This window comes from Kluyvera georgiana (assembly GCF_050990895.1).
Classification (GTDB): Bacteria; Pseudomonadota; Gammaproteobacteria; order Enterobacterales; family Enterobacteriaceae; genus Kluyvera; species Kluyvera georgiana.
In genome coordinates, this window is the sequence record NZ_CP158865.1 from 1,143,949 (window position 1) to 1,167,665 (window position 23,717).

Sequence of the window (23,717 nt, forward strand, 5' to 3'; positions counted from 1 at the left end):
TATTGCCATGAGTCAACTGGGGATGCAGGAAGAGCTGGCGCGCCAGGGGCGGTTTTACTCGTCGATTATCTGGCTGTCGCTGATCGGTCTGGTGGTCTTTGTGGTCTGGGCGTGGTGGGCGATCCTTGATGAGGTGACTGTCGGTACGGGCAAAATCACGCCCTCGACCCATGCGCAGGTGATCGAAAGTCTGGATGGCGGGATCATCAAGTCGCTGGCGGTACGCGAAGGGGATATTGTCGAGCAGGGGCAGGTGCTGGCCCGGCTTGACCCGACACGGTTTCAGTCAAATTACGGCGAAGCGGCTGCCCGTGCCAGAGCGCTGCGTGCGTCCAGCGAGCGTCTACGTGCTGAACTGACCGGCGCGCCGCTGAAGTTCAGCGCCGAATCTATGCGCGAGCCGGATCTGGTTGCCCGCGAACAGCAACTGTATGAATCCCGTCGCCGCAACCTGAATGAAACGGTCAACAATCTGCAGAAAAACTACCGGCTGGTGATAGCGGAGCTGCAGATGACCCAGCCGCTGGTACAGAAAGGGGCAGCAGGCCAGGTTGAGGTGATCCGTCTTCAGCGTCAGGCCACCGAGCTACAGGGTAAAATCGATGAAGCGCGTAACCAGTTTGCGGTGCGGGCGCGGGAAGAACAGGTAAAAACCAACGCCGATCTTGATGCTCAGTTACAGGTGATGGCGGGGAAAGCGGATCAGTTGGATCGCGCTACGCTCTTTTCCCCGGTGCGTGGCGTGGTGAAGGATATTCAGATCACCACCGTTGGCGGCGTGCTCCAGCCGGGCGGTAAGCTGATGGAAATTGTGCCACTGGAAGATCAGCTGTTGGTTGAAACGCGGATTAACCCGCGTGATATCGCCTATATTCGCCCAGGCCTTGCCGCTACGGTGAAGGTCACCGCTTACGATACGTCGATCTATGGCAATCTGAACGGTACGGTCGAAGTGGTTTCGCCGGATACATTACAGGATGAGGTTCGCCGGGATCAGTTCTACTATCGGGTTTACGTGCGGACCGACAGCGCTGAACTGCGCAATAAAGCGGGGCAGCGTTTTCCGATCCTGCCGGGGATGGTGGCAAGCGTTGAGATTAAGACCGGACAAAAATCGGTGCTCGATTATCTGATCAAACCGCTGAACAAGGTGAATGAAGCGTTGCGTGAACGCTAGGAGCGTATCGAAAACCCTCCCCCGCCAGGAGAGGGTCAGCCAGTCGTATTAGCGGCCTGCATGCTTCATTATGCGGGCTTTATCCAACTGCCATTCACGATCTTTCAGATCGGAACGTTTATCGTGCTGTTTCTTCCCTTTCGCCACGCCGATTTTTACCTTGCACCAGGCGTTTTTCCAGTACAGCGACAGCGCCACCACGGTGTAACCCTCGCGGTTGATACGCCCGTACAGGGAATCCAGTTCGCGCTGGTTGAGCAGCAGCTTACGGGTGCGGGTAGGATCGCAAACGTAATGCGTAGACGCTACGGCCATCGGGGTAAAGTTGGCACCGAACAGGAACGCTTCACCGTCTTTCAGGATAACGTAGCTGTCGCCGATGTTGGCTTTACCTGCGCGCAGGGATTTCACTTCCCAGCCCTGGAGTGCCAGGCCCGCCTCAAATTCTTCTTCGATAAAGTATTCGTGGCGGGCGCGTTTATTCAGCGCAATCGTGGCCGATCCAGGTTTGTGTGCTTTTTTCTTTGTCATAATATCCTGAAATTATCGCTAATCTGATAAACCTAGCCTCAAGCTCCCGCGAGGCGTAATGCGTTATCTTAGCACGATATAGCCGGCGTCCGTTTTTTTTAACCGTAGATAAATGATACTATTTACGCCGTGTTCGATCATGGAAATTGCTATGCCTCAGATTAGCCGTACTGCGCTGGTTCCCTACAGCGCGGAGCAAATGTATCAACTGGTGAATGATGTGAATGCCTACCCGGATTTTCTTCCCGGTTGTACGGGCAGCCGCGTTCTGGAGTCTGGACCGACGCAAATGACGGCGGCGGTCGATGTTGCAAAAGCGGGTATCAGTAAGACCTTTACCACGCGTAATACCTTAACCGATAACCAGAGCATTTTGATGCACCTGGTCGATGGGCCGTTTAAAAAGCTGATTGGCGGCTGGAAGTTTACGCCATTAAGCCAGGACGCCTGTAAGATTGAATTCCATCTCGATTTTGAGTTTACCAACAAACTTATTGAACTGGCGTTTGGTCGTATCTTTAAAGAACTGGCGCTGAATATGGTGCAGGCCTTCACGATGCGTGCCAGAGAGGTTTATCGTGTCGGGTAAGATTGTCGTGGAAGTGGCCTACGCGTTGCCGCAAAAGCAGTATGTACAGCGCGTTACCCTGAATGAGGGGGCGACGATCGAGCAGGCGATTCAGGCAAGCGGCCTGTTAGCGCTGCGGGATGATATTGATCTGAGCAAAAATAAGGTCGGTATTTATAGTCGCCCGGCGAAACTGCAGGATGAGGTTCACGATGGCGACCGGGTTGAGATTTATCGCCCGCTCATTGCCGATCCAAAAGAGCTTCGCCGCCAGCGGGCGGAAAAGTCGGCGCAGAAAAAGGGATAACCCTCTGCTGCTGTTTGCAGACAATAAAAAAGCGCTCAATGAGCGCTTTTTTTCGTCAGCGTTGGCTTATTTGGTCAGCGCCGGTTTGTTATCGATGTTGGTCAGCACACCGCTGCTGTTGAAGGTCAACGTCAGTGTCTGCTGGGTCGCCTTTTCATGGCCTGGCTGCTGGCGGAAAACATAGAACCAGGTGTTGGTGCCGAATGGATCGGTCATCATCGGGGTACCTAAGGTGTAGGCGACCTGTTGCTGGGTCATGCCTGGACGAATTTTCGCTACATCGTTAGGTGCCAGGTAGTTCCCCTGACTAATATCAGGACGGTAAACCACTCGCTCCAGAGTGGAACAGCCTGCAGTCATCATCAGAAGAACCGCTGCGGCAGCAGTCAGCGTTTTACAGCGCATAGTGATTTGATTCCTTTTCGGGCCCGAGCAGTACGCGGCTCATATGTCATGTGCCGATGATAATAGACCTGAGGTAAGTTGGAAACCTTTGATATCAGGTCTTACGGCGTTTTTATTGTGAACTCAGACTCTGGGAAATCAAAAAAGTTTATGCGGCCAGCAACTCTTTCGCATTCGCCAGCGTATTGCGGGTGACTTCACTGCCCCCCAGCAGCCGCGCCAGCTCTTGCAGACGAGCCCGTTTATCCAGCGGCTGCATATGGGTTTCGGTCATTGCGCCGTCGGTCTCTTTGCTGACGTAGAAGTGGTGGTGCCCACAGCCTGCTACCTGCGGCAGGTGGGTTACGCACATCACCTGGGTTGATTCACCCAACTGGCGCAGCAGCTTGCCGACGACTGCCGCCGTTGGGCCGCTGATCCCAACGTCCACTTCATCGAAAATCAGCGCCGGGGTTTCCATTTTGCGTGCGGTAATCACCTGAATGGCCAGGGCAATACGCGACAGTTCACCGCCGGAAGCCACTTTGGCAATCGCCTGCAGCGGCTGGCCCGGGTTGGTAGTGACGCGGAATTCAATACGGTCTGCACCTTCGGCGGTCAGATGCTGCTCTTCAAAGCTGACGTCGATATCAAACACGCCGTGCGGCATGGAGAGCATATGCATGCTGTCGGTAATCAACTGCGCCAGTTCTTGGGCGCTGGCCTGACGCTGAGCGTGCAGCTGGCGCGCGGTGTCCAGTGCCAGTTGATGATAGCGAGAAACAGCTAGTTTGAGCGTTTCAAGCGAGTCGCTCTGGTCGTCGAGCAACTGCTGTTCATCCAACAGCGACTGATAGTATTCCGGCAGCGCTTCCGGCGAGATTTGATGCTTCCGCGCCAGGGAAATTTGTTTTGACAGACGCTGTTCCAGCTCGAACAGACGATTTGGATCGAGATCCATCCGGTCGCAATAATGGCGCAGTTCGTCGCTGGCTTCGCTTAGCTGAATGGCCGCTTCTTCCAGCATATCCAGCACGCCGGAGAGTTTGCCGTCCATGCTCACCAGTTCGCCCGCCAGCTGGCGGGCGGTATAGAGCTGGCTTTGCAGGTTCACGTCATCGCCGTCGGCCAGGATAGCCAGCGCATGCTGGCTCGTGGAGAGCAGCTGGCCGCTATTAGCAAGGCGCTTGTACTCTTCATCGATTTGTTCATATTCACCGGGCTGCGGATTGAACTCGATCAGTTCTTTCAACTGGTATTGCAGCAGCTCGGCTCGCGCGGCGCGTTCCTGACTTTGCTGCTGGTGAGCCGCCAGATCGCGGCAGCTCTGGTGCCAGAGGCGGTAATTTTCCGCCATCTGATGTGCGAGATTGGGCTCGCCGGCATAGGCGTCGAGCAGCGTTTTCTGGTGTTCGGATTTGACTAACAGCTGGTGCGCATGCTGGCCGTGGATCTGGATAAGCAACTGGCCCAGTTCGCGCAGTTGGGAAAGTGGGACGGCCGTGCCGTTAATAAAGCCACGAGAACGACCGTCGCTGCTGATGACGCGGCGCAGCAGGCACTCGCGGCCATCTTCCAACTGGTTCTCCTCGAGCCAGCGCAGGGCCGCTGGCGTGTCATTCAGCGCAAAGCGCGCGCAGAGGTCGGCGCGTGTGGCGCCAACGCGAACCATGTCGGCTTCCGCTCGGCCACCCAGGCACAGCCCGAGGGCATCAATTGCAATAGATTTACCCGCACCGGTTTCCCCGGTGATGGCCGTCATGCCGCTGTTGAAGTCGATTTCAAGTTCACGAACGATTGCAAAATTGCTGATGGTCAGTTGTGCCAACATAGCCGCTTTCCTGTATGAAAACCCATAACTGTGTTTTCATACAGTATAGACTGGTTTTTTATCCAGTAAAGAGGCGGCGATAAAATTAGAACAATTTTTTTGACCAGCCGAGTTTTGTGCTTAATGTATTGAAATAGCTGTAGTCTTTAGGGTGAATCAGATTCAGGTGATAGTCGCTGCGGCGGATTAAGACATCCTCGCCTTCCTGGATGGGCAGGGCAATCTGGCTATCACAGCTAATTTCCAGGTCGCTGCGGCGGTGCGAAAAACGCAGGCGGATGGTGCTGTTGCTGTTAATCACCAGCGGGCGCGCGGAGAGCGTATGCGGGAACATTGGCACCAGGGTTATTGCATCCAATGATGGGGTGAGAATCGGCCCCCCGGCGGAAAGTGAGTAGGCGGTGGAGCCGGTGGGGGTGGAGATAATCAGGCCATCGGAACGCTGGGAGAAGGCGAAGGTCTCGTCGATATACACTTCGAACTCAATCATGTGCGCCACTTTGCCCGGGTGTAGCACGACTTCGTTGATGGCGGTGCTGATACGCTTCTGACAGTTCTGCTGGCATACCTGAGCCTCCAGTAAGAAGCGCTTTTCGGCAATGTAATTGCCGTCCAGCACGTCGGCAAGTTGCTGATGGGCGTTATCCGGGTCGAGGTCGGTCAGAAAGCCGAGATTACCGCGGTTAATGCCAATGACGCTGATGTCATAGCGCGCAAGAGTCCGCGCTGCGCCGAGCATATTACCGTCGCCGCCAACGACTACCGCGAGATCCGCTTTCTGACCAATTTCGGCCAGCGTGCCGGTTTTCACATTATCGAGCTTCAGCTCCTGGGCTATCTGGCGCTCAACAATCACATCGAGGCCTTTGGTGCACAGCCAGCGATAGAGCATTTCATGTGTTGTCAGGGCCGTCGGGTGACGAGGGTGTCCTACAATACCGATACACTTGAAATGATTGTTCATTTTCTGAATGTCCTTGTGCCGAAGATTGGTGACAATGTGAGAGCTTCCCTTGAAACCCGAAATCTTATCCCCATAATAAGCGAAGTTAGCGAGATGATTGCGAAAAAACGCGGAGAAATTCATGAGTAGTAAAGAACAGAAAACGCCTGAGGGGCAATCCCCGGAAGAAATTATCATGGAACAGCACGAAGAAGTTGAGGCGGTTGAACCAGACGCTTCTGCTGAGCAGGTGGATCCGCGCGACGAAAAAATTGCGAACCTTGAATCGCAGTTGGCGGAAGCCGAAACCCGCGAGCGCGAAAGCGTGCTGCGCGTGAAGGCCGAGATGGAAAACCTGCGTCGTCGCACTGAAATTGACGTTGAGAAGGCGCACAAATTCGCGCTGGAAAAATTCGTCAATGAACTGCTGCCGGTGCTGGATAGTCTGGACCGTGCGCTGGAAGTGGCCAACAAAGACAGCGACGCGATGGCGGCGATGATCGAAGGTATTGAACTGACGCGTAAGTCGATGCTGGACGTGGTCGCGAAATTTGGCGTGCAGGTTGTTGCCGATATCGACGTGCCGATGGACCCGAACGTTCACCAGGCAATTGCGATGGTGGAGTCTGACGAAGTGGCCGCTGGCAATGTACTGATGGTGATGCAGAAGGGTTACACCCTGAACGGTCGTACTATTCGCGCGGCGATGGTGTCCGTCGCGAAAGCGAAGGCATAACCTTCGCGTTGCCCTCTCCCCAGCCGGGGAGAGGGGATATCTTTAATCCTGCACGCTTTCCCGAATCGGCTTAACCGGGTTCACCTGCACCTGCTTAATCACGTTATCCTGCACGTCGAGAATATCGATATCATACTGGGCGATACGTACCCGCGTACCTGCCGCAGGAATCTCTTCCAGCGCTTCAACAATCATCCCGTTCATGGTGCGCGCTTCGTCTTCCGGCAGATGCCAGTTGAAAGCCTTATTGAGTTCACGCACGTTGGCGCTGCCATCGATAATCACCGAACCATCATTTTGCGGGGTCACTTCTTCGGCGAGTGACGGTGACATAGAGGTGGTAAAGTCGCCGACAATTTCTTCCAGAATGTCTTCCACCGTCACCAGACCCTGAATATCGCCATACTCGTCGACGACCAGCCCCACCTTTTTCTTATTACGCTGGAACTTCACCAGTTGGGTGCTGAGCGGCGTTCCCTCCGGCACGAAGTAAATCTCATCGGCGGCACGCAGCATCACCTCTTTGGTGAACTCTTTTTTCTCGGTCATCAGACGATAGGCTTCGCGCACGCGCAGCATACTGATGGCGTCGTCGAGGGTATCGCGGTACAGCACGATGCGGCCATGCGGCGAGTGGGTGAGCTGGCGGACGATAGACTTCCAGTCGTCGTTGATGTTGATGCCGACGATTTCGTTGCGCGGCACCATGATGTCATCGACGCTGACTTTTTCCAGATCCAGTACCGATAGCAGCATGTCCTGGTTGCGGCGTGAAATCTGCGAGCGGGATTCATTCACGATGGTGCGCAGCTCATCTTTACTGAGCGCGCTGCTGATAGTGATGTCGGTTTTAATGCCCATCATGCGCATCAGGATGCGGGTGATGAGGTTAAGCAGCCAGACCAGCGGCATCATCAGAACTTGCAGCGGTGCGAGCAGGAAGCTGCTGGGGTAGGCGACCTTTTCCGGGTAGAGCGCGGCGATGGTTTTGGGCAGCACTTCAGCGAACACCAGTACCACAAAGGTCAGTACCCCGGTGGCGATGGCGACGCCCAGATCGCCGTACAGGCGCATGCCGACAATGGTGCCGAGCGCGGAAGCCAGGATGTTGACCAGGTTGTTGCCAATCAGCACCAGGCTGATGAGACGGTCAGGTTTTTTCAGCAGCTTTTCAACTCGCCGCGCGGATTTGTCGCCCTGTTTGGCCAGATGACGCAGCCGATAGCGGTTTAACGTCATCATGCCGGTTTCAGAACCGGAGAAATAGGCGGAGATGACCACCATGATGATCAGCGTCACGATCAGCGTGGTGGTAGAGATATGTTCCAAGAGAATTCCTTAGTACTTAGCCCACGAATTGTTGAATCACGCGGCTACCAAAGTAGGCGAGCGTCAGAATGCCAGCGCCCGCCACGTTAAACCAGACCACCCGGCGGCCGCGCCACCCTTCGTGATAGTGACCCCATAACAACACGATATAGACGAACCAGGCGATGATGGAAAGGACGGCCTTGTCGATATTTTCCATGCTAAACAGGTTATGCATGTAAAACAGGCCGGTACAGAGGGTCAGCGTGAGCAGAACCACGCCAACCTGGGTGATGTGAAACATTTTGCGTTCAATGACCATTAGCGGCGGCATTTCGTTGTTGAACGCCAGCTTCTTATTCTTGAGCTGATAGTCAATCCATGCGAGCTGTAGCGCATACAGGGCTGCGATAATCAGCGTCGCGTAGGAGAATAACGACAGGCCAATATGCACCATCATCCCCGGCGTCGCTTCCAGATGGGTAATAAACTCATTGGGCATAAAGGTGGCGAAGGCGAGGTTGATCAGCGCAAACGCATAAACAATGGGCAACAGCAGCCATCCGCGGTTACGCGAGGCGACGATGGTCATCACCGTACAGATCATCAGGCTCACCAGCGAGCCGACGTTTAACAGGCTGAGATTCTGCCCGCTGTCACCGCCCGGCAGGATACGGGCTTCCAGCGCAAATGCATGGCACACCAGCGCCACGGTGGCGGAAAGAATCGCCATACGCCGCCAGCCGCTGTTTTTTTGCAGCAGGCCGGGAATGATCAGCGCCAGGCTGATGGAGTAGGCAACAAGCGCGAGCAGGGCAAACACAGGCATAAAGAGTCGGCAGTCGTCAAAGTGAAGAAAGAGAAGCAGTATATACGCAAAATCCCTCGAGTTGTATCAAGGCGCGCAGGTGGTGTGAGGGCGATGGTGTCACGTTACGTGATATCAGCGCCAACCACGGCCTCACAACTCGCCCGGTGTCGTGTTATACTCCCGCAAATTTCCGTTTTTTTGTCGCGTGAGCGACTCACCGTTTCCACCCCAGGCGAGAGACAATGTTTGATAATTTAACCGATCGTTTGTCGCGCACGCTGCGCAATATCAGTGGCCGTGGACGCCTTACTGAAGACAACGTAAAAGAGACGCTGCGCGAAGTGCGCATGGCGCTGCTGGAGGCTGACGTTGCGCTGCCGGTAGTGCGTGATTTTATCAATCGCGTAAAAGAAAAAGCGGTTGGTCATGAAGTTAACAAAAGCCTGACGCCAGGCCAGGAATTCGTCAAAATCGTCCGTAGCGAACTGGTTTCGGCGATGGGCGAAGAGAACCAGACGCTGAACCTCGCCGCGCAGCCGCCGGCTGTGGTACTTATGGCGGGCCTGCAGGGTGCGGGTAAAACCACCAGCGTCGGTAAGCTCGGTAAGTTCCTGCGCGAGAAGCACAAGAAGAAAGTCCTGGTGGTTTCTGCCGACGTTTATCGCCCGGCGGCGATCAAACAGCTGGAAACCCTGGCCGAGCAGGTCGGCGTGGACTTCTTCCCGTCTGACGTTGGCCAGAAGCCTATCGACATCGTTAACGCGGCGCTGAAAGAAGCGAAGCTGAAATTCTACGATGTGCTGCTGGTGGATACCGCCGGTCGTCTGCACGTTGATGAAGCGATGATGGACGAAATCAAGCAGGTTCACGCGGCGATTAAGCCGGTTGAAACCCTGTTTGTCGTTGACGCGATGACCGGCCAGGATGCGGCGAATACCGCCAAGGCCTTTAACGAAGCGCTGCCGCTGACCGGCGTGGTGCTGACCAAAGTCGATGGTGATGCGCGCGGCGGTGCAGCGCTCTCCATTCGTCACATTACCGGCAAACCGATTAAATTCCTCGGTGTCGGCGAGAAAACCGAAGCGCTGGAGCCGTTCCACCCGGACCGTATCGCTTCCCGTATCCTCGGCATGGGCGACGTGCTGTCGCTGATCGAAGATATTGAGAGCAAGGTTGACCGCGCGCAGGCTGAGAAGCTGGCGACCAAGCTGAAGAAGGGCGATGGTTTCGACCTGAACGACTTCCTGGAACAGCTCAAGCAGATGAAAAACATGGGCGGCATGGCGAGCCTGATGGGCAAACTGCCGGGCATGGGCCAGATCCCAGACAACGTCAAATCGCAGATGGATGACAAAGTGCTGGTGCGTATGGAAGCGATCATCAACTCGATGACGCTGAAAGAACGTGCGAAGCCGGAAATCATCAAAGGTTCCCGTAAGCGTCGTATCGCCCAGGGCTGCGGCCTGCAGGTGCAGGACGTGAACCGTCTGCTCAAGCAGTTCGACGACATGCAGCGCATGATGAAGAAGATGAAGTCGAAAGGCGGCATGATGAAAATGATGCGCGGAATGAAGGGAATGATGCCACCAGGATTCCCCGGCAGATAATACGGATTGCATTTTGCCCAAAAATGAGTAAAATTTTCGGGCTTTTAATATGACACCGGGCCCCTTCCCTCGATGGGGCCCGGTTGTTCTATTCACACAAGAGGATGTTATGGTAACTATTCGTTTAGCACGTCACGGCGCTAAAAAGCGTCCGTTCTACCAGGTTGTTGTTACTGACAGCCGTAACGCACGTAACGGTCGCTTCATCGAGCGCGTTGGTTTCTTCAACCCGATCGCTTCTGGCGCGGAAGAAGGCACCCGTCTGGACCTGGACCGTATCGCACACTGGGTTGGCCAGGGCGCAACTATCTCTGATCGCGTATCTGCGCTGATCAAAGAAGCTAAGAAAGCAGCTTAATCTGTCACGGTGGTCATGATGAGCAAGCAACACACCGCACAAGCACCTGTTGATCCGATCGTATTGGGGAAAATGGGTTCTTCCTACGGTATCCGTGGTTGGCTCAGAGTGTTTTCCTCCACCGAAGACGCCGAAAGCATTTTTGACTATCAGCCCTGGTTAATCCAGAAGGCGGGTCAGTGGCAGACCGTTGAGCTGGAAAGCTGGCGCTACCACAATCAGGATATCGTCATTAAGCTGAAAGGCGTTGACGATCGCGATGCCGCGAATCTGCTGACGAACTGCGAAATTATCGTGGATTCCTCGCAGCTGCCGGCGCTGGAAGATGGAAGCTATTACTGGAAAGACCTGATGGGCTGCCAGGTAGTGACCACGGAAGGCTACGGTCTCGGTAAAGTCATCGATATGATGGAAACCGGGTCGAATGACGTTCTCGTCATTAAGGCAAACCTGAAAGATGCATTTGGCATCAAGGAGCGGTTGGTTCCGTTCCTCGATGGGCAGGTTATCAAGAAAGTCGATCTCGCTACTCGTACTATCGAAGTAGATTGGGATCCTGGTTTTTAAACCACCGGATAAACGGTAAAAGACGGCGCTATGTGGATTGGCATAATTAGCCTGTTTCCTGAAATGTTCCGCGCAATTACCGATTACGGGGTAACTGGCCGGGCAGTAAAAAATGGCCTGCTGAGCATCCAGAGCTGGAGTCCACGTGACTTCACGCATGACCGGCACCGTACCGTGGACGATCGTCCTTACGGCGGCGGACCGGGGATGTTAATGATGGTGCAACCTTTACGGGACGCTATTCATGCAGCAAAAGCCGCGGCAGGTGAAGGCGCAAAGGTGATTTATCTGTCACCTCAGGGACGCAAGCTTGATCAAGCGGGCGTCAGCGAGCTGGCCACGAATCAAAAGCTGATTCTGGTATGTGGTCGCTACGAAGGTATCGATGAGCGCGTGATTCAGACCGAGATTGACGAAGAATGGTCTATCGGCGATTACGTTCTCAGCGGTGGAGAGTTACCGGCAATGACGCTGATCGACTCCGTTTCCCGGTTTATTCCGGGTGTGCTAGGTCATGAAGCATCAGCAATCGAAGATTCGTTTGCTGACGGGTTGCTGGACTGTCCGCACTATACCCGCCCTGAAGTGTTAGAAGGGATGGAGGTACCGCCGGTTCTGCTGTCGGGAAACCATGCCGAGATACGTCGCTGGCGTTTGAAGCAGTCGCTGGGCCGCTCCTGGCTTAGAAGACCTGAACTTCTGGAAAACCTGGCTCTGACTGAAGAGCAAGCAAGGTTGCTGGCGGAGTTCAAACAGGAACACGCGCAACAGCAACATAAACATGATGGGCTGGTCTGAGACCCCCAAATATCAGTTTACCCAGGATAAGAGATTAAATTATGAGCAACATTATTAAGCAACTTGAACAAGAACAGATGAAGCAGGACGTACCTTCCTTCCGTCCGGGTGATACCGTGGAAGTGAAAGTATGGGTTGTTGAAGGTTCCAAAAAACGTCTGCAGGCATTTGAGGGCGTGGTTATCGCTATTCGTAGCCGCGGTCTGCACTCTGCATTCACTGTTCGTAAAATTTCCAACGGCGAAGGCGTTGAGCGTGTCTTCCAGACTCACTCTCCGGTAGTTGACAGCATTGCTGTTAAACGTCGTGGTGCTGTACGTAAAGCTAAACTGTACTACCTGCGTGAGCGCACTGGTAAGTCTGCTCGTATCAAAGAGCGTCTTAACTAAGAACGCTTTCACGCTGCATCCAAAGCGTGTTAGAAAACAAGGGGTTAGCTATATGCTAACCCCTTTTTTTATCTTGGTGTCCACGGAATGTCCACGCAGAATCGTTTTGTGTCCACAGGAGTCCACTGATAGCAGATAATAAAAAAACCTGCCGAAGCAGGTTCTAAAGCCAAAGCTGATGTTGTTGATGTCGGGTCGGGTGGGGCGGGGCTGGTTCAATTTCGCCCGGCTTCACAATGAATCGGGCGAGAGTCTCGTGGGTCACAAAGGTGCATCCACAGTTGATATTCTGACATTGGTGGTAACGTTCTTTCGTTTCCATACTCAGGTACCGGCTGGACCTTGCGTGAGCTGCATCTTGGCATAATGGGCAGTGCATCATAATCTTTCCCCCTCTACTGGCTTGAGAGAATGATAATCCTAAAACTTACATTTGCAAGTTGAAGTATGCATTTTTGCTGGTAGGCGTTTGAGGCTCACTATATGCCATGTTTTAATCGTCACCCCCTTCGTCCTCATATTCCACATCAGAAAGCATCACCTCAAGCTCTACAGCCGTCGTGAAGCCATTCCCGCCGAGGTTATGGATCACTTTGCTGATTATCCATGATTGCTCGTCTATGACGCGCTTAAAGCCCGAGACCCTGACCGGCATTTCTGGATAAATGTCTTCGCGACCGGTCGCCAGCATAATCGAGAACTCAGCAACGCCCCGCTGCAATTTATCCCACTTCGCCTGAGCCGCGCGCATCGCTTGCGCCTTCGTGGCGTAAATGGTCGTCAGCGCGAAAACGTTGTCAGCCTCACCGGCCATGTATTCACCCTCTCGGGCTTCCTGCTCTTTCTGCTTTTTGGCCGTGGCTTTACTGCTCACCGGTTTCGCTTTCGGGTGCTGTAACGCCCTGAGGTGCTGCACTTTGGGTTTTCGCTTCAGCTTTACCGCTTGCTTTTGTTTCGCCGGTTTCGGGTCTTTGGTATGCAACCATTTAGCGGTCACGCCGGTGTAAGCACCCCGGTCAGCAATGGCAAACTGATGCCGGTCGCCGTCACTGCGCTGGATCGTGATTTGAGGGATGGGCTTTCCGCTGGCCGTGGTGCCACTCCCCGCTTTGAGCATCAGCAATTTACCGGCTTTCACCGACACCGCGCCGCCGTTACGCTCCGCGAGACGGGTCAGGAAAACGGCGTCGGATTCCTGAGACTGGTCGATATGCGGAATCTGGATCCCCGCGAGAGAATCGGCGACGCTGGCCGTGAGTTTATTCCGTTCTGCTATCGTGTGGACGATAGCGCCGAGCGTGGTATCGTGCCAGGACTCTTCACGGCGAGAATTGAGCGTGCCGCGAAAATCCGCACTCCGGGCGCGGATGGTCACCGTATCAGGTGCGCCCCGGTGCTCCACCTCATCGACAGTAAATTGCCCCTTACCGACCAGCGAGAAACCTTTCCACCCGAGATACAGCGACAGTACCGCGCCGCGAATCGGCAACACGACCAGCCCGTCACTATCGTCGAGTTCAATATCGAGCTGGTCGGCCTCAAATCCCCGGTTGTCTGTCATCGAGAGGTTAATCAGCCGATCGCTGATATTGCCGGTGATATCTTTGCTTTCCAGTGTCAGCATAAAGTCGGGCGTCAGTGTGGCACCCGCGCCGGTGATAATATCCAGCATGATTATGCCCCCACCATCGACAACAGGTCGCCAGCTTTACCGACCAGACTCTCGGCCTGTTTGCCAATATCACCGTAAATCGCCGCCAGCGATTCATCGACGCGGGTTAGTGTCAGGGTGAAGCTGATTTTGCGCGGCGATCCATCCTCAAAAAATACTGTTCCGGTCTCCGAGACATTGCTGACAACAAACATCCCGTAAATCGTCCCCGTCCCGGAAATGAGCGGCCATGCGCGCCCCTGCTCGGCCATCGTATACAGCGCCAGCATCGAGACCTTACCGCCGGTCAGCTCAGGATACAGGTCACCGCTCAGGGTGATTTTATCTTCACCCTCGCCGAGGTACTGAAAAGCGTCACGCTTCCCGACACGGGAGTTTGACGCCCAGCCATAATCCGCGCTGCGCTGCATGCTCTGATAGGGCAGCGTCTGACGCATAAAAACAAACATACCGAGTGCCAGCATCATAATCAGTCTCCTTAATCGTGCATCATGCTTGCGCGAGCTTTAGAGCGTTTATCACGCTCATATTTTTCTAATGCATCCTGCAAATCGTTACCCAACCGACCGCCCGGCATACCATTGCCCGGCACGTTGATTTGGTAGGTTGGCCGACTCTGGTCGATGTAGGTTTTACCGGCGGGTGCCGTGACCGGCTGATAGCTGTTGTATGAGCTGATAGCGGGGCTGTAGCCGTTCTGCGTCGCCGCACTGGCTTTCGCTGCGGTCTGGTCAAGCGAGCTGGATTCTTTGTTGATAATGCCGAGTTTTTCGAGCACCCAATCGATCCCGCTTCGCAGCTTGTTAAAGGCATTAAGCGGCATCAGCAGCGCATCAGCCAGCGCCTGACCGAACATAACCCCAACATCACGACAACTGTTGAGCGTGTCCTGAGTCGCTTTCACCGGCGCTATCAGGTCTTTAAACCACTGCCAGACGCCGCGAAGTTTTTCGCCGAGACCGTCGAAAATGGGTGCTAGCGGTGCGAATATTTCCCCGACCGGCGCAAAGGCACTCATGAGCCCCTCGACCACACCAGCAAAGAATGCGCTGATAGGCTCCCAGTATTTACGGATAAGCAGCGCGCCAGCGACAACAGCCGCCGCAACGGCCACGACAGGCCACGTAATAGCGCCAATAGCCGCAATGACCCCGCCGCTGATTGTCGTAATTACTGCACCGAGTGCGCCAGCGGCCGCGATGCTGGCATTAATCCCGGCAATAACAGGCCATGCAACCAGACCGATGCCACCAATAACACCAATCAAAGCAAGCGCGCCACCGGCAATAAGACCAATGGTCTGAGCAAGTTCTTTATTTTTTTGTATCCAGCCATCGAGTCGTAAAACGTATTTTGTAGCCGTTTGGGTCAGATTGCGGAGCGACTCCTCTTGCTGGTCGTAAAGGTCAGTCCCGACCGCCTCGTAAGCAGACTGAAATTCTTTAAAGTCGCCGCCGAGATTGTTCTGCATGACCTCGACAAGTTCAGCGGTTTTTCCGTCCGAGTCTTTAATCAGGCGGGTCAGATTATCCAGTTTTCCGCTGGCCGCTGCGGCCATCAGGACGCTGGCCGACGAGCTGGCTTCTTCGCCGAAAATCGCTTTCATGTACTCTGAGCGCTGGCCGGTACCGAGTTTATTTTTCTCAAAACTCTGCTGCATTTCTTTCAGGATGGAGAAGATAGGCCGGGTGTTTCCCTTACTATCCATCGTTTTGACGCCCAGCTCTTTAATCGCGTCGTACGCCTTACCCGATGGTGCCTGTAGTCGACTCAATACGGCACGGCTACCGGTACCGGCCATCGAGCCGGTGATATTGTTGTCATGAAGTGCGCCAATCATCGCGGCGGTTTCTTCCAGACTCACACCCGCATTTTTCGCCACCGGTGCGACATAGGTCAGTGAGTCACTTAACCCGGCAAAGGTGGCCTGTGATTTATTCATGGTCATCGAGATCACATCGGCAATATGGGTTGCCTTATCATCTGCGAGACCGAAAGCGGATTTAGTCCCGATGAGTAATTTTGCGTTGTCCTCCATCGTTTCTTTGTTCGCAAGCGACATATTCAGGATGGCGGGCGTCTGCGCGAGAATGCCGTCTTTATCCGCGCCGGATTTCGCCACGATAATTTGTGCCGCCGCGGCGTCGTCAGCAGATGCGGCTGTATTATCACCCAGCGTTCTGGCTTGCCCTTTCAGCGCCTTCATGTCAGCCGATTCTTTATCGAGGCCAAGTACCGCCTGAAGCTCTGAGTTCTTCAGAGAAAAATCAAAACCGGGTTTGAGCACAGCGCCGCCAGCAACAACACCAGTGGTTGCCATCCCGACACCAGCCACCCCAACATTACGCGCACCAGAGGCGAGCTTCTGCCCGGACTCATAGCGCGATTTAACCGCGTTCAGTTTCGCCTGTTGCGTACTGACGCGCGCCAGTGCTTCACGCTGGCGGTTAAGCTGTACGGTTGTTTCACTGATGGTAGTTTTCAGTCGCTGCTCATCGGTCGACAGTTTACGGGTATTAATCCCGGCCTGACTGAGCTCTTGACGCTGGCGCTGCACGGACAACCTGAGACCGTTATATTTGAGCTGAAGGTCAGCCGCGCTTTTCTTCGCAAGCTCGAGCGCCCGAGCCTGTGCGCGGGTCGGGCTTTCGGTGTTTTTAAACTGGACGGCCAGCGCGGCGGCTTCCTGCTTTGCCTGTTTCAGTGACTGACCGGTTACCGCCAGTTGTGCGCTGGCTTTGCGAAAACCGTCGATTTTCGATGCCTGACCATTCAAATCACGCAGGGATTGCTGAGTCGTGCGGATATCACCAGACAGCGATTTACTCGCCGTCTGGATCGCTTTAAAGGGTCGGGTCGCCTGGTCGACAGCTTTCAGGAGCACTTCGAGTTTGAGGTTATTACTCATTCGTGTTTCCGCTTCGCTGTAGCGCTTTTTCACGCCAGTTGATGAGCTCGGTCAGGCTCATGGGGTATAGCTCTGATGGCGACCAGTGGAAAATTACCGCTATGTCAGCCATCAGGTCATCGACCGAGAGTTTTTTCGGGAAGGTTAAGCCGCCGAACTCGGTGACAAAAAAACCACCACCTTACCGGCAAACGACAGCAGGTCGGGCAGCTCCAGCGCGGCGGCTTCCTGTTCTGTCAGTGACGGTATGGTCATGCGTGGCAGCACTTTAATCAGCGCATCGACGTCGGAGTTTGCGACAGATGCCAGGCTGACACCGCGCAGGGTTCCGGCGGTCGGTTTTAACAGAGTGACATCGGTAATCACCTGCTCACCGCGCGTAATTGGTTTAATCAGAGTGACGATATTTTCGTTAATTTTTTCCATGATATTTTCTCGTTAAATTCAGGTTTCAGGATGCCCGGTCAGCCGCGCTGACCGGGGCAGAAATTACAGGCCGATGTTTTGTCGGTGCGCCTCGAGCATGTCGGTGCCGTTCACTTTTTCGATGAGGTTCACCGTGTCGATTTCGACCATTTCTTTACCGTTGATGGTCAGCTTGTAGTACGTGCACTCGAGAGAGATTTTCGACTCCGTGTCTTCACCCTGTTTAGCTTCGCCAAGGTCAACGTCTTTCTGACGACCACGGAGTACAACCTCGACCGGGATTGTCTCGCCGGTGTCGTCGCGCTGGTAAGACCCTGCAAAACGTAGCGGCACGGATGCAGCGCCAGTGGCGGCATATAACGACCAGATCGCGTCATCAGGGAAGCCACCGAGGGAAAACTCAGCCGACAGCGCATCGTCATCGAGACCAAGGTCAACGGAGGCAGCGCCATTCATCCCGCCGCCGCGATATTTATCGAGCTTGCGGGTCAGTTTTGGCAGCGTGACGGACTGCACGACGCCGAGATAACTCACCCCGTCGATAAACAGGTTCATGAGTTTGAGCTTGCGCGGTAATGCCATAGGTCAGGCTCCTTATTTGCTGTTCACTGACGAGATAAGATTCGCCAGATATTTGTCGGTGATACGCTGGCGCAGGGTCAGGTTTTCGAGCGGTGGCACCGGCGTATAGTCGTAATCAATAAACAGTTTTCCGGCCTTGAGGGTTTCCTTGCTGTTGGCCTCTTCGTCAAACCAGCACGTCGCATCGATGATGTAACCGCCGGTTTTCAGCTCGCGGAATTTCGCGTTAATACCATCGATAATGTCGCGAATCAGGGTAGCGGTGATCGGCTTATCGACCGCCCACATATGACCTTCGGCCATCGTATCGGCAATTATTTGCGCGGTGCGGGTGTAGTTTTCAAACTGAAACAGCGGGTCATCGGAGCAATTACGGTTGCCCCAAAAGCGGAAACCATCGGCACGAATCAGCGTCGTGATACCGGCCTCATTCAGCAGGTCGGCATCGGTGCCGGATTCCTGCAAATCCCAGAAGACCGACGCGCTGATACCGGTGACGCCGTTGACGCCGACGTTTGACAGGGTTTTATGCCACCCTATGTCATTGTCGATTTTGGCGCGCAGCCCCAGCGCGATCGCGGTTGCGTAGCTGGTTGTTGTCGCGTTGGCCGTAGTGTCCCACCCGAGGAAGTCAGGCCAGATAATCATGAGCTCACGGGCGCTGAAGTTTTCGCGATAGGCGATAACCTCGGAAATGGTTTTACAGCCCCACGCGCTAACGTAGGCAAAGGCGCGCAGCTTCTGAGCCACGGACGCAAGCGCGGTCGCGACCTCCTGAGTATCGAGACCCGGTACACCGAGAATACGGGGCTTCACACCTGTGACCGCTTTCGCCGTTAACAGCGCTTTCAGCCCGGTGTATTTGCCGTTCTCATCCGTGGTGCCGATGATATTAGAAATGGTTTGCGCCTGTGCCTCTTCGTCGTCGCCGGTACCCTCCGCGACGCGCACGACCACAACGACCGGTTTTGACTGGTCGGCAATGGCCTGTAAGGATTTTGACAGGGTGCCTTTGGTACCGGCTTTCGCAATGGCGTTTTGTGGGCTGGTAATCAGTACCGGCACATTGAGCGGGAACATTTCGGCGTCAGCATCACTGGCCGTGCAGACCATGCCGACAACCGCCGTTGATACGGTCGAGATTGTGCGCGTGCCGTCGTCAATTTCCACGACCTTGACGCCGTGATGATAATCACTCATCCGTTTAACTCCGTTAGTTGGGGTGAGTGATATTGTCTGGTTTACGCCTGTATGCGGCTATTTGTCAGGGTTCGGCGGTGGCTGACACAACGGGATTTGTCGCCGGGAATTTTTTATACAGCGTCGATATCCCCACATCAAAAATTATCGCAACACGCTGACGGGATTCTCCGGCCGCAATCAGTCGCCCGGCCTGAGCCCATTCGTCAGGCGTCAGTTTTGGCCGACGTCCTCCGACTCTTCCCTGTGCGCGAGCGGCATCGAGCCCGGCGCGGGTTCGCTCGACGATGAGCTCGCGTTCCATTTCCGCAAGCGCGCCCATGATGTGGAAGAAAAAGCGCCCCATCGGGGTCGATGTATCGATACTGTCGGTCAGGCTGCGGAAATTGACTCCGCGCTGTCGAAGCTCTTCGGTCATCGAGACAAGATGCCGCATGCTACGACCGAGCCGGTCGAGCTTCCAGACAACCAGCGTATCACCGGCCTGAAGTCGCTTTAAGGCGCGATTAAGGCCCGGCCTGTTGGTCGATTTTCCGCTGATTTTATCCTCGAAAATTAGCTCGCATCCTGAGCGTTCAAGCGCGTCACGCTGTAGCGCGGTATTTTGCTCATTTGTTGATACACGAACGTAGCCAACCTGCATCTGTTTTCCCCTATGCAAAAGCCGGAATGATGCCAGCCCGGCGGGAAAACTGCATTTTCTCAAACGTTGGTTTAGGAGACTTGCCAGATTTCGGTGATGCAGCGTCAAAAGACGTAGGCGAGACGGAGGGGACAGTCGCCGCTGGTAATGATAACCGTTTTGGAAAGATGCTAGGGGTTGGGCAAGCCTGGCAAGACGTCAAAGCAAGCCGTGTCGCTGGAGTTACATATACGAACAGCACCGGCAAACCAATCTTTGTTGTTATCACAGGGAGAAATACATCTGCACAGGGGCGTGCATTTGTGGACGGCGCGCCTATAGCCGGATTCACTCAGGTCTCATCTGGCTCCATTCTTAGTAGTGTTTCGATTATTGTCCCTGACGGGAGCACGTACAGCGTAGCCAGCAATATCGGCGTGGATGGTTCGGATGCTTTATGGTTGGAGTTGCGATAATGAAATATTTTAAAAACGAAAGCGGAACTGTTTACGCGTATGAAGATGCTGTAGATGAGAAATATGTGAAAAGTGGTCTAACGGAAATTAGCGAAGCTGATGCACTAGCTCTGGCAAGCCCTGCACCAACTCAGGCTGAATTAGTTTTACTGGCTGAGCAGAAAAAAACGGCGCTGCGCATGGCTGCTGATGCTGAAATAGAATGGCGACAATATGCAGTAAACAAGGGGATTGCGACAGACGAAGAGTCTGCCGCATTGGATGAATGGAGCTTATACCGGGTTCTATTAATGCGAGTTGATACGACAAAACCCGAATGGCCTACACCTCCAGCTGCGGAAAATTGATTCCCGGTGCGGTTGCGGTATCGATAGCCTCAACCGCATCAATGTAATCCAGTGTTTTATTCACTTTATTTGTTTCGGCATCAGTCAGCGTACGCGCCATCAGGAGTTTTGTTTGTAGCAGTGAAATAGATTGCTGTGCCGCTGTAATTAACCGTTGTTTATACTGCTCAGCCTCCACCACCTCAGCCGCGTGAGCTGTATCCTCATCAGTTACCCACTCAGTTCCGCTCCACTGGTCGTAAGGCGTAGACGGTGCCAGGTCGGTCAGGTCATCATCCAGTTCGCCAAGCGATTTAATAATGACTTCGCTTCCATCAGATTTTCTGTAAGCGGTATTTCCCCGCAAATCTGCAATCAGTTGCCACTCTTTACCATTCCAGCAAGCGGCCTGACCTGATTTAAATACTGGAGCCAGTGAAAGCGTAGAATATGCCGGTATGCCCGTACCCGCTAAAACCCGTACGTCATAAGTAGCCTTAAATTCGCCGGTAACGGGAGCAAAACTGCTAACTGTAGCGATGTGAGTTTCCGTTGCATTACCGTTTTTATCAAATAAAGCCGCCATTATTTCGCCCTCACAATCATATTCCACGCTACGTTTTTCATTCGGTTTTCATCCGCTGTCGAGACAACCTTGCTTGGGTCAAATGTAATTAACTTTTCAACTGCACCGCCTCCCTGAGCAGTTCCGTAATTTTTTGTAATGGAGAATACGCCAGTACATGATGCCGCTGAATTATCGTCAGAGGCGACAAATGTGCCGGTGAAATTACGCATGGCATCATCCTGTTCGCTCATCAGCTCTCGGTCGATATCAATTCCGCGCCCGTTATCCCATCCACGCGGCGCATAGCCACGCATATCAGCGGGTAATTTATTTTCTGGATGCAGTTGCGACAGCAGTGGGTATTTAACCGGGTCAAATGACTGTGCCATATACGGAATAAATTCCATTGTCATGCCAGGCCATATTTCCTGTGGCATAAGTTCCAAAGGCCAGTCGATACGCTGACCAATAAGTGGCGCACCAAAACGGAAATCTCCTAAACCAAGGTTTTCGAGAACCTCATCAGCGAGACCTGCGTCGGCGATTTCTTTCAGCGCATTTTTAATCAGCAGATATTGAGAATGCGGATTCGCTTTCGCTTCATGTGCTTTGACCTGCTTATCGACATAGCTCTTTACCTCGATAACACCGTCATCGACATATTTTCGGGTCGCCAGTACGACGGATGGGTCGACTTTTAGCGTAATGGATGCCGAGCTCGAGACGACCAGAATCATTCGAATGGTCTGCGTTCGACCGCTCCCCTCAGTGAGTAATGGCTTGTAGGTTTCCGGGCAGTTGGCGACCGCAATCAGTACGCCGGTATCGTCATAAAGGCCAATCTCACGGATCCAGAAACCGCCCTCATTTTCGGGGATGACCTGCTCGACAATAATCTGACCGGCGTCGTTGTCATCCACGGCCAGTGAGTTAATCGCCGCGATGCGGCGCTGATTAATCAGCGTGGTCTGTGTCGGCGATGGGGTCGGCAGTGTGCCGTTCGCGTCACCGACGCCCATTTGAGTGATATTCAGTTTGGTACCGAGTGCGGTCGCGTTTGCCAGTCGCGCCGCGCCCTGATTTGTCAGGGTGGCAAAATATTTCGTCGTCATGCGCTTACTCGCAGGTTATCAATCAGATGAATGGCCGAAGCCGGATAAAAATCACCACCAACGACAATCTCTTCAGTGGTGAAGGGGTAAACCGATAAAATGTCGCCGTCATAGCAGGTCGCACCCACGTAGGCTGGCCCGGTTGTGCTCAGGCTGATGGCGAGCCCGGTCAGGTGACGGCTCGCGGGCTTTGCGCCATAAATCAGACGCTCGAGCTCCTGAAACATTTCTTCAGTGATGCCGGTCTCGAGGACGCCCACAACCAGCCGAAACGTTCCCGGCTCCTCGTTAAGCTCCCACCACTCCTTAACCTGAATCAGATAGCCGAGCGGCTCCACCACGCGCCGCAATGCCGCGATGGTGCCTTTGTGCTGATGGATGTAAAACGATGAGGCGATGACGCTGCGTTTTGTCGCCTCCGGCCAGTTTTCATCCCACCGGTCGACAGAAAACGCCCACGCCAGATAAGGCAGCAGCCGCACCGGGCAGGTGCGCCAGTTCCACAACGTGCGAAGCGGTACCGGCACACGCTCGATATCTGCGGCCGCACGAGCGGCGGCAACCTCCAGCACCGACGAGCCAACGGGCAACAGCCGGTTATCACTCATCGGCACCTCCGTCAGCGATGCTGTATTCGGTGCAGTAAGATGCCTGGTATTGTGTGAGTACAATGTCGGCCAGTGGCGCGGCCAGCTCGACACGCTGCACACCTTCGACGTGCAGGGCGGCATAAATCGCCGACTGACGAATGTCGCGGCCTAGTCGCTGTTGCGCGGTGATATACGCTTTGAGCTTTTCTTCAGCGGCCTGACGGATGGGTTCGGCTTCCGGCCCGGGATAAAAATAAAGGGTCGCGTCAATCTGGTACGGCACGATTTCAGCACTCTGTACCGTCACCCGGTCGCCAACGGGGCGCACCTCTTCAGCGTTCAGCGCTTTTTCCACGACGGCCAGCAGGTCATCGGATGCGGTGCCGTCATCCTCGCGTGAAAGTACGGTGATGGTCACACAGGCCGGTGACGGGCTCACGACCGAGATATCAGCGACCCGCCCGTCTGCGCTGCGGCCGTGGTACTCATACGCGCCGACCGGGCCAGCCACGCTGAGCCCCTCATACGCCTGTTGCGCCCTGAAGCGTAAATCGGTGTCCGATTCCATAACCGCCGGTGTGGGCGGGATAGTGCTGTCATCGGCAGGTATCAAGGTCTGACGAGCGGTATTGTTGTTCCCGGCCATTACGTCGAGGTCATTATTATTCGCATAGGCCAGCGTGCAGCCTTTCCCGGCATCGTTCACACGCTGACGCCAGATGACTTCACGGTAGGCGTTTTCCTCCAGATATTTCACCAGCGGCTCAGACTCGAGGGCGAGAGTGCGCGCAACAGCGTCCTGTTGCTCTTCAGGATAAAGCGAGACCAGCGTCGCTTTGCGTTCCGCGAGAATGGTTTCAAAATCCAGCGTTTCCACGAAGTCGGGCACGGGGAGCTGGCTCAGGTCAATAGTTGCCATA

At 54.4% G+C, this 23,717-nt stretch carries 29 protein-coding genes; 10 read left to right on the forward strand and 19 right to left on the reverse strand.

The window, feature by feature from the left end:
• Positions 1 to 7 precede the first annotated feature (7 nt).
• Positions 8 to 1,177, forward strand: coding sequence for an HlyD family efflux transporter periplasmic adaptor subunit (locus ABTW00_RS05420; protein ID WP_064543346.1), 1,170 nt, complete (start codon positions 8 to 10; stop codon positions 1,175 to 1,177).
• 48 nt (positions 1,178 to 1,225) lie between these two features.
• On the opposite strand, the gene smpB is transcribed toward ABTW00_RS05420, so the two are convergent.
• Positions 1,226 to 1,708, reverse strand: coding sequence for an SsrA-binding protein SmpB (gene smpB, locus ABTW00_RS05425; protein WP_064543348.1), 483 nt, complete (start codon positions 1,706 to 1,708; stop codon positions 1,226 to 1,228).
• Between the two features lie 151 nt (positions 1,709 to 1,859).
• Between smpB and ABTW00_RS05430 the strand changes: the two genes are divergently transcribed.
• Together ABTW00_RS05430 and ABTW00_RS05435 are read left to right on the forward strand one after the other, a co-directional pair.
• Entirely contained in the window at positions 1,860 to 2,297 is a 438-nt protein-coding gene (locus ABTW00_RS05430; RefSeq protein WP_064543350.1) for a type II toxin-antitoxin system RatA family toxin, read from the forward strand.
• Positions 2,287 to 2,583: an RnfH family protein gene (locus ABTW00_RS05435; RefSeq protein ID WP_065358043.1), complete on the forward strand. Its 297-nt coding sequence runs from the start codon at positions 2,287 to 2,289 to the stop codon at positions 2,581 to 2,583. The genes ABTW00_RS05430 and ABTW00_RS05435 overlap by 11 nt, the downstream gene beginning before the upstream one ends.
• Before the next feature lie 66 nt (positions 2,584 to 2,649).
• Here the strand turns inward: ABTW00_RS05435 and bamE are convergent, their stop codons facing one another.
• From bamE to nadK, 3 genes are all read right to left on the reverse strand, one after another.
• Positions 2,650 to 2,988, reverse strand: coding sequence for an outer membrane protein assembly factor BamE (gene bamE, locus ABTW00_RS05440; RefSeq protein ID WP_064543353.1), 339 nt, complete (start codon positions 2,986 to 2,988; stop codon positions 2,650 to 2,652).
• Positions 2,989 to 3,136: 148 nt separating this feature from the next.
• Complete coding sequence (gene recN / locus ABTW00_RS05445) at positions 3,137 to 4,798, reverse strand: DNA repair protein RecN (RefSeq protein WP_433639386.1); 1,662 nt, start codon at positions 4,796 to 4,798, stop codon at positions 3,137 to 3,139.
• Between the two features lie 85 nt (positions 4,799 to 4,883).
• Positions 4,884 to 5,762, reverse strand: a complete 879-nt coding sequence (gene nadK, locus ABTW00_RS05450; RefSeq protein WP_064543386.1) for an NAD(+) kinase — start codon at positions 5,760 to 5,762, stop codon at positions 4,884 to 4,886.
• A 121-nt stretch (positions 5,763 to 5,883) separates the two neighbouring features.
• On the opposite strand from nadK, the gene grpE reads away from it, so the two are divergent.
• The gene (grpE, locus tag ABTW00_RS05455; protein WP_065358045.1) at positions 5,884 to 6,477 is read left to right on the forward strand and encodes a nucleotide exchange factor GrpE; all 594 of its coding nucleotides are present in this window, start codon (positions 5,884 to 5,886) and stop codon (positions 6,475 to 6,477) included.
• Positions 6,478 to 6,519: 42 nt separating this feature from the next.
• On the opposite strand, the gene ABTW00_RS05460 is transcribed toward grpE, so the two are convergent.
• Together ABTW00_RS05460 and ABTW00_RS05465 are read right to left on the reverse strand one after the other, a co-directional pair.
• The gene (locus tag ABTW00_RS05460; RefSeq protein WP_065358046.1) at positions 6,520 to 7,806 is read right to left on the reverse strand and encodes an HlyC/CorC family transporter; all 1,287 of its coding nucleotides are present in this window, start codon (positions 7,804 to 7,806) and stop codon (positions 6,520 to 6,522) included.
• 16 nt (positions 7,807 to 7,822) lie between these two features.
• Entirely contained in the window at positions 7,823 to 8,614 is a 792-nt protein-coding gene (locus ABTW00_RS05465; protein ID WP_064543360.1) for a cytochrome C assembly family protein, read from the reverse strand.
• A 224-nt stretch (positions 8,615 to 8,838) separates the two neighbouring features.
• On the opposite strand from ABTW00_RS05465, the gene ffh reads away from it, so the two are divergent.
• From ffh to rplS, 5 genes are all read left to right on the forward strand, one after another.
• On the forward strand, positions 8,839 to 10,203 hold the full coding sequence (ffh, locus tag ABTW00_RS05470) for a signal recognition particle protein (protein ID WP_064543362.1): 1,365 nt from the start codon (positions 8,839 to 8,841) through the stop codon (positions 10,201 to 10,203).
• A gap of 109 nt (positions 10,204 to 10,312) precedes the next feature.
• Positions 10,313 to 10,561 (forward strand): 30S ribosomal protein S16, encoded by a 249-nt coding sequence (rpsP, locus tag ABTW00_RS05475; RefSeq protein WP_064543364.1) that lies wholly within the window; start codon positions 10,313 to 10,315, stop codon positions 10,559 to 10,561.
• An 18-nt stretch (positions 10,562 to 10,579) separates the two neighbouring features.
• Entirely contained in the window at positions 10,580 to 11,128 is a 549-nt protein-coding gene (gene rimM / locus ABTW00_RS05480) for a ribosome maturation factor RimM (protein ID WP_035894946.1), read from the forward strand.
• 30 nt (positions 11,129 to 11,158) lie between these two features.
• Entirely contained in the window at positions 11,159 to 11,926 is a 768-nt protein-coding gene (trmD, locus tag ABTW00_RS05485) for a tRNA (guanosine(37)-N1)-methyltransferase TrmD (protein WP_064543366.1), read from the forward strand.
• A 41-nt stretch (positions 11,927 to 11,967) separates the two neighbouring features.
• Positions 11,968 to 12,315 (forward strand): 50S ribosomal protein L19, encoded by a 348-nt coding sequence (gene rplS, locus ABTW00_RS05490; protein ID WP_006687325.1) that lies wholly within the window; start codon positions 11,968 to 11,970, stop codon positions 12,313 to 12,315.
• A 163-nt stretch (positions 12,316 to 12,478) separates the two neighbouring features.
• Here the strand turns inward: rplS and ABTW00_RS05495 are convergent, their stop codons facing one another.
• The 9 genes from ABTW00_RS05495 to ABTW00_RS05535 all read right to left on the reverse strand — a co-directional run bounded on the left by ABTW00_RS05495 (position 12,479) and on the right by ABTW00_RS05535 (position 19,746).
• Positions 12,479 to 12,697, reverse strand: coding sequence for a DNA-binding transcriptional regulator (locus ABTW00_RS05495; protein ID WP_112933321.1), 219 nt, complete (start codon positions 12,695 to 12,697; stop codon positions 12,479 to 12,481).
• Positions 12,698 to 12,808: 111 nt separating this feature from the next.
• Complete coding sequence (locus ABTW00_RS05500) at positions 12,809 to 13,987, reverse strand: phage late control D family protein (protein ID WP_433639393.1); 1,179 nt, start codon at positions 13,985 to 13,987, stop codon at positions 12,809 to 12,811.
• A gap of 2 nt (positions 13,988 to 13,989) precedes the next feature.
• Complete coding sequence (locus ABTW00_RS05505; RefSeq protein ID WP_433639395.1) at positions 13,990 to 14,454, reverse strand: phage tail protein; 465 nt, start codon at positions 14,452 to 14,454, stop codon at positions 13,990 to 13,992.
• Between the two features lie 11 nt (positions 14,455 to 14,465).
• Positions 14,466 to 16,895 carry a phage tail tape measure protein gene (locus ABTW00_RS05510; RefSeq protein WP_433639398.1) on the reverse strand — a complete coding sequence of 810 codons (2,430 nt, stop codon included), beginning with the start codon at positions 16,893 to 16,895 and terminating at the stop codon, positions 14,466 to 14,468.
• Positions 16,888 to 17,007, reverse strand: coding sequence for a GpE family phage tail protein (locus tag ABTW00_RS05515; protein WP_433639401.1), 120 nt, complete (start codon positions 17,005 to 17,007; stop codon positions 16,888 to 16,890). The genes ABTW00_RS05510 and ABTW00_RS05515 overlap by 8 nt, the downstream gene beginning before the upstream one ends.
• A 32-nt stretch (positions 17,008 to 17,039) precedes the next feature.
• On the reverse strand, positions 17,040 to 17,321 hold the full coding sequence (locus tag ABTW00_RS05520; protein WP_433639404.1) for a phage tail assembly protein: 282 nt from the start codon (positions 17,319 to 17,321) through the stop codon (positions 17,040 to 17,042).
• 63 nt (positions 17,322 to 17,384) lie between these two features.
• Positions 17,385 to 17,903, reverse strand: a complete 519-nt coding sequence (locus ABTW00_RS05525; RefSeq protein WP_433639407.1) for a phage major tail tube protein — start codon at positions 17,901 to 17,903, stop codon at positions 17,385 to 17,387.
• A gap of 12 nt (positions 17,904 to 17,915) precedes the next feature.
• Complete coding sequence (locus ABTW00_RS05530) at positions 17,916 to 19,103, reverse strand: phage tail sheath protein (RefSeq protein ID WP_433639409.1); 1,188 nt, start codon at positions 19,101 to 19,103, stop codon at positions 17,916 to 17,918.
• 64 nt (positions 19,104 to 19,167) lie between these two features.
• Positions 19,168 to 19,746 carry a recombinase family protein gene (locus ABTW00_RS05535; protein WP_433639412.1) on the reverse strand — a complete coding sequence of 193 codons (579 nt, stop codon included), beginning with the start codon at positions 19,744 to 19,746 and terminating at the stop codon, positions 19,168 to 19,170.
• Positions 19,747 to 20,200: 454 nt separating this feature from the next.
• Here ABTW00_RS05535 and ABTW00_RS05540 point away from each other — a divergent pair, with 454 nt between their 5' ends.
• Positions 20,201 to 20,548 (forward strand): tail fiber assembly protein, encoded by a 348-nt coding sequence (locus ABTW00_RS05540; RefSeq protein WP_433639415.1) that lies wholly within the window; start codon positions 20,201 to 20,203, stop codon positions 20,546 to 20,548.
• Here ABTW00_RS05540 and ABTW00_RS05545 read toward each other — a convergent pair.
• The 4 genes from ABTW00_RS05545 to ABTW00_RS05560 are packed head-to-tail and all read right to left on the reverse strand — an operon-like array spanning position 20,523 to position 23,716.
• Positions 20,523 to 21,113: a tail fiber assembly protein gene (locus ABTW00_RS05545; RefSeq protein ID WP_433639417.1), complete on the reverse strand. Its 591-nt coding sequence runs from the start codon at positions 21,111 to 21,113 to the stop codon at positions 20,523 to 20,525. The two genes, ABTW00_RS05540 and ABTW00_RS05545, sit on opposite strands and share 26 nt — an antisense overlap.
• Positions 21,113 to 22,207, reverse strand: a complete 1,095-nt coding sequence (locus tag ABTW00_RS05550; RefSeq protein ID WP_433639419.1) for a phage tail protein — start codon at positions 22,205 to 22,207, stop codon at positions 21,113 to 21,115. The genes ABTW00_RS05545 and ABTW00_RS05550 overlap by 1 nt, the downstream gene beginning before the upstream one ends.
• Positions 22,204 to 22,815, reverse strand: a complete 612-nt coding sequence (locus ABTW00_RS05555) for a phage tail protein I (protein WP_433639421.1) — start codon at positions 22,813 to 22,815, stop codon at positions 22,204 to 22,206. Before ABTW00_RS05555 ends, ABTW00_RS05550 begins: the two co-directional genes overlap by 4 nt.
• Positions 22,808 to 23,716 carry a baseplate assembly protein gene (locus tag ABTW00_RS05560; RefSeq protein ID WP_433639424.1) on the reverse strand — a complete coding sequence of 303 codons (909 nt, stop codon included), beginning with the start codon at positions 23,714 to 23,716 and terminating at the stop codon, positions 22,808 to 22,810. Before ABTW00_RS05560 ends, ABTW00_RS05555 begins: the two co-directional genes overlap by 8 nt.
• Between the last annotated feature and the right edge of the window lies 1 nt (position 23,717).

Excerpts from the sequence above, each read along its gene's own strand:
- ABTW00_RS05420 (WP_064543346.1), top strand. The coding sequence starts at position 8 with ATGAGTCAACTGGGGATGCAGGAAGAGCTGGCGCGCCAGGGGCGGTTT.
- smpB (WP_064543348.1), bottom strand. The coding sequence starts at position 1,708 with ATGACAAAGAAAAAAGCACACAAACCTGGATCGGCCACGATTGCGCTG.
- ABTW00_RS05430 (WP_064543350.1), top strand. The coding sequence starts at position 1,860 with ATGCCTCAGATTAGCCGTACTGCGCTGGTTCCCTACAGCGCGGAGCAA.
- bamE (WP_064543353.1), bottom strand. The coding sequence starts at position 2,988 with ATGCGCTGTAAAACGCTGACTGCTGCCGCAGCGGTTCTTCTGATGATG.
- recN (WP_433639386.1), bottom strand. The coding sequence starts at position 4,798 with ATGTTGGCACAACTGACCATCAGCAATTTTGCAATCGTTCGTGAACTT.
- nadK (WP_064543386.1), bottom strand. The coding sequence starts at position 5,762 with ATGAACAATCATTTCAAGTGTATCGGTATTGTAGGACACCCTCGTCAC.
- grpE (WP_065358045.1), top strand. The coding sequence starts at position 5,884 with ATGAGTAGTAAAGAACAGAAAACGCCTGAGGGGCAATCCCCGGAAGAA.
- ABTW00_RS05465 (WP_064543360.1), bottom strand. The coding sequence starts at position 8,614 with ATGCCTGTGTTTGCCCTGCTCGCGCTTGTTGCCTACTCCATCAGCCTG.
- ffh (WP_064543362.1), top strand. The coding sequence starts at position 8,839 with ATGTTTGATAATTTAACCGATCGTTTGTCGCGCACGCTGCGCAATATC.
- rpsP (WP_064543364.1), top strand. The coding sequence starts at position 10,313 with ATGGTAACTATTCGTTTAGCACGTCACGGCGCTAAAAAGCGTCCGTTC.
- rimM (WP_035894946.1), top strand. The coding sequence starts at position 10,580 with ATGAGCAAGCAACACACCGCACAAGCACCTGTTGATCCGATCGTATTG.
- trmD (WP_064543366.1), top strand. The coding sequence starts at position 11,159 with ATGTGGATTGGCATAATTAGCCTGTTTCCTGAAATGTTCCGCGCAATT.
- rplS (WP_006687325.1), top strand. The coding sequence starts at position 11,968 with ATGAGCAACATTATTAAGCAACTTGAACAAGAACAGATGAAGCAGGAC.
- ABTW00_RS05495 (WP_112933321.1), bottom strand. The coding sequence starts at position 12,697 with ATGATGCACTGCCCATTATGCCAAGATGCAGCTCACGCAAGGTCCAGC.
- ABTW00_RS05500 (WP_433639393.1), bottom strand. The coding sequence starts at position 13,987 with ATGCTGGATATTATCACCGGCGCGGGTGCCACACTGACGCCCGACTTT.
- ABTW00_RS05505 (WP_433639395.1), bottom strand. The coding sequence starts at position 14,454 with ATGATGCTGGCACTCGGTATGTTTGTTTTTATGCGTCAGACGCTGCCC.
- ABTW00_RS05510 (WP_433639398.1), bottom strand. The coding sequence starts at position 16,895 with ATGAGTAATAACCTCAAACTCGAAGTGCTCCTGAAAGCTGTCGACCAG.
- ABTW00_RS05515 (WP_433639401.1), bottom strand. The coding sequence starts at position 17,007 with ATGGCTGACATAGCGGTAATTTTCCACTGGTCGCCATCAGAGCTATAC.
- ABTW00_RS05520 (WP_433639404.1), bottom strand. The coding sequence starts at position 17,321 with ATGGAAAAAATTAACGAAAATATCGTCACTCTGATTAAACCAATTACG.
- ABTW00_RS05525 (WP_433639407.1), bottom strand. The coding sequence starts at position 17,903 with ATGGCATTACCGCGCAAGCTCAAACTCATGAACCTGTTTATCGACGGG.
- ABTW00_RS05530 (WP_433639409.1), bottom strand. The coding sequence starts at position 19,103 with ATGAGTGATTATCATCACGGCGTCAAGGTCGTGGAAATTGACGACGGC.
- ABTW00_RS05535 (WP_433639412.1), bottom strand. The coding sequence starts at position 19,746 with ATGCAGGTTGGCTACGTTCGTGTATCAACAAATGAGCAAAATACCGCG.
- ABTW00_RS05540 (WP_433639415.1), top strand. The coding sequence starts at position 20,201 with ATGAAATATTTTAAAAACGAAAGCGGAACTGTTTACGCGTATGAAGAT.
- ABTW00_RS05545 (WP_433639417.1), bottom strand. The coding sequence starts at position 21,113 with ATGGCGGCTTTATTTGATAAAAACGGTAATGCAACGGAAACTCACATC.
- ABTW00_RS05550 (WP_433639419.1), bottom strand. The coding sequence starts at position 22,207 with ATGACGACGAAATATTTTGCCACCCTGACAAATCAGGGCGCGGCGCGA.
- ABTW00_RS05555 (WP_433639421.1), bottom strand. The coding sequence starts at position 22,815 with ATGAGTGATAACCGGCTGTTGCCCGTTGGCTCGTCGGTGCTGGAGGTT.
- ABTW00_RS05560 (WP_433639424.1), bottom strand. The coding sequence starts at position 23,716 with ATGGCAACTATTGACCTGAGCCAGCTCCCCGTGCCCGACTTCGTGGAA.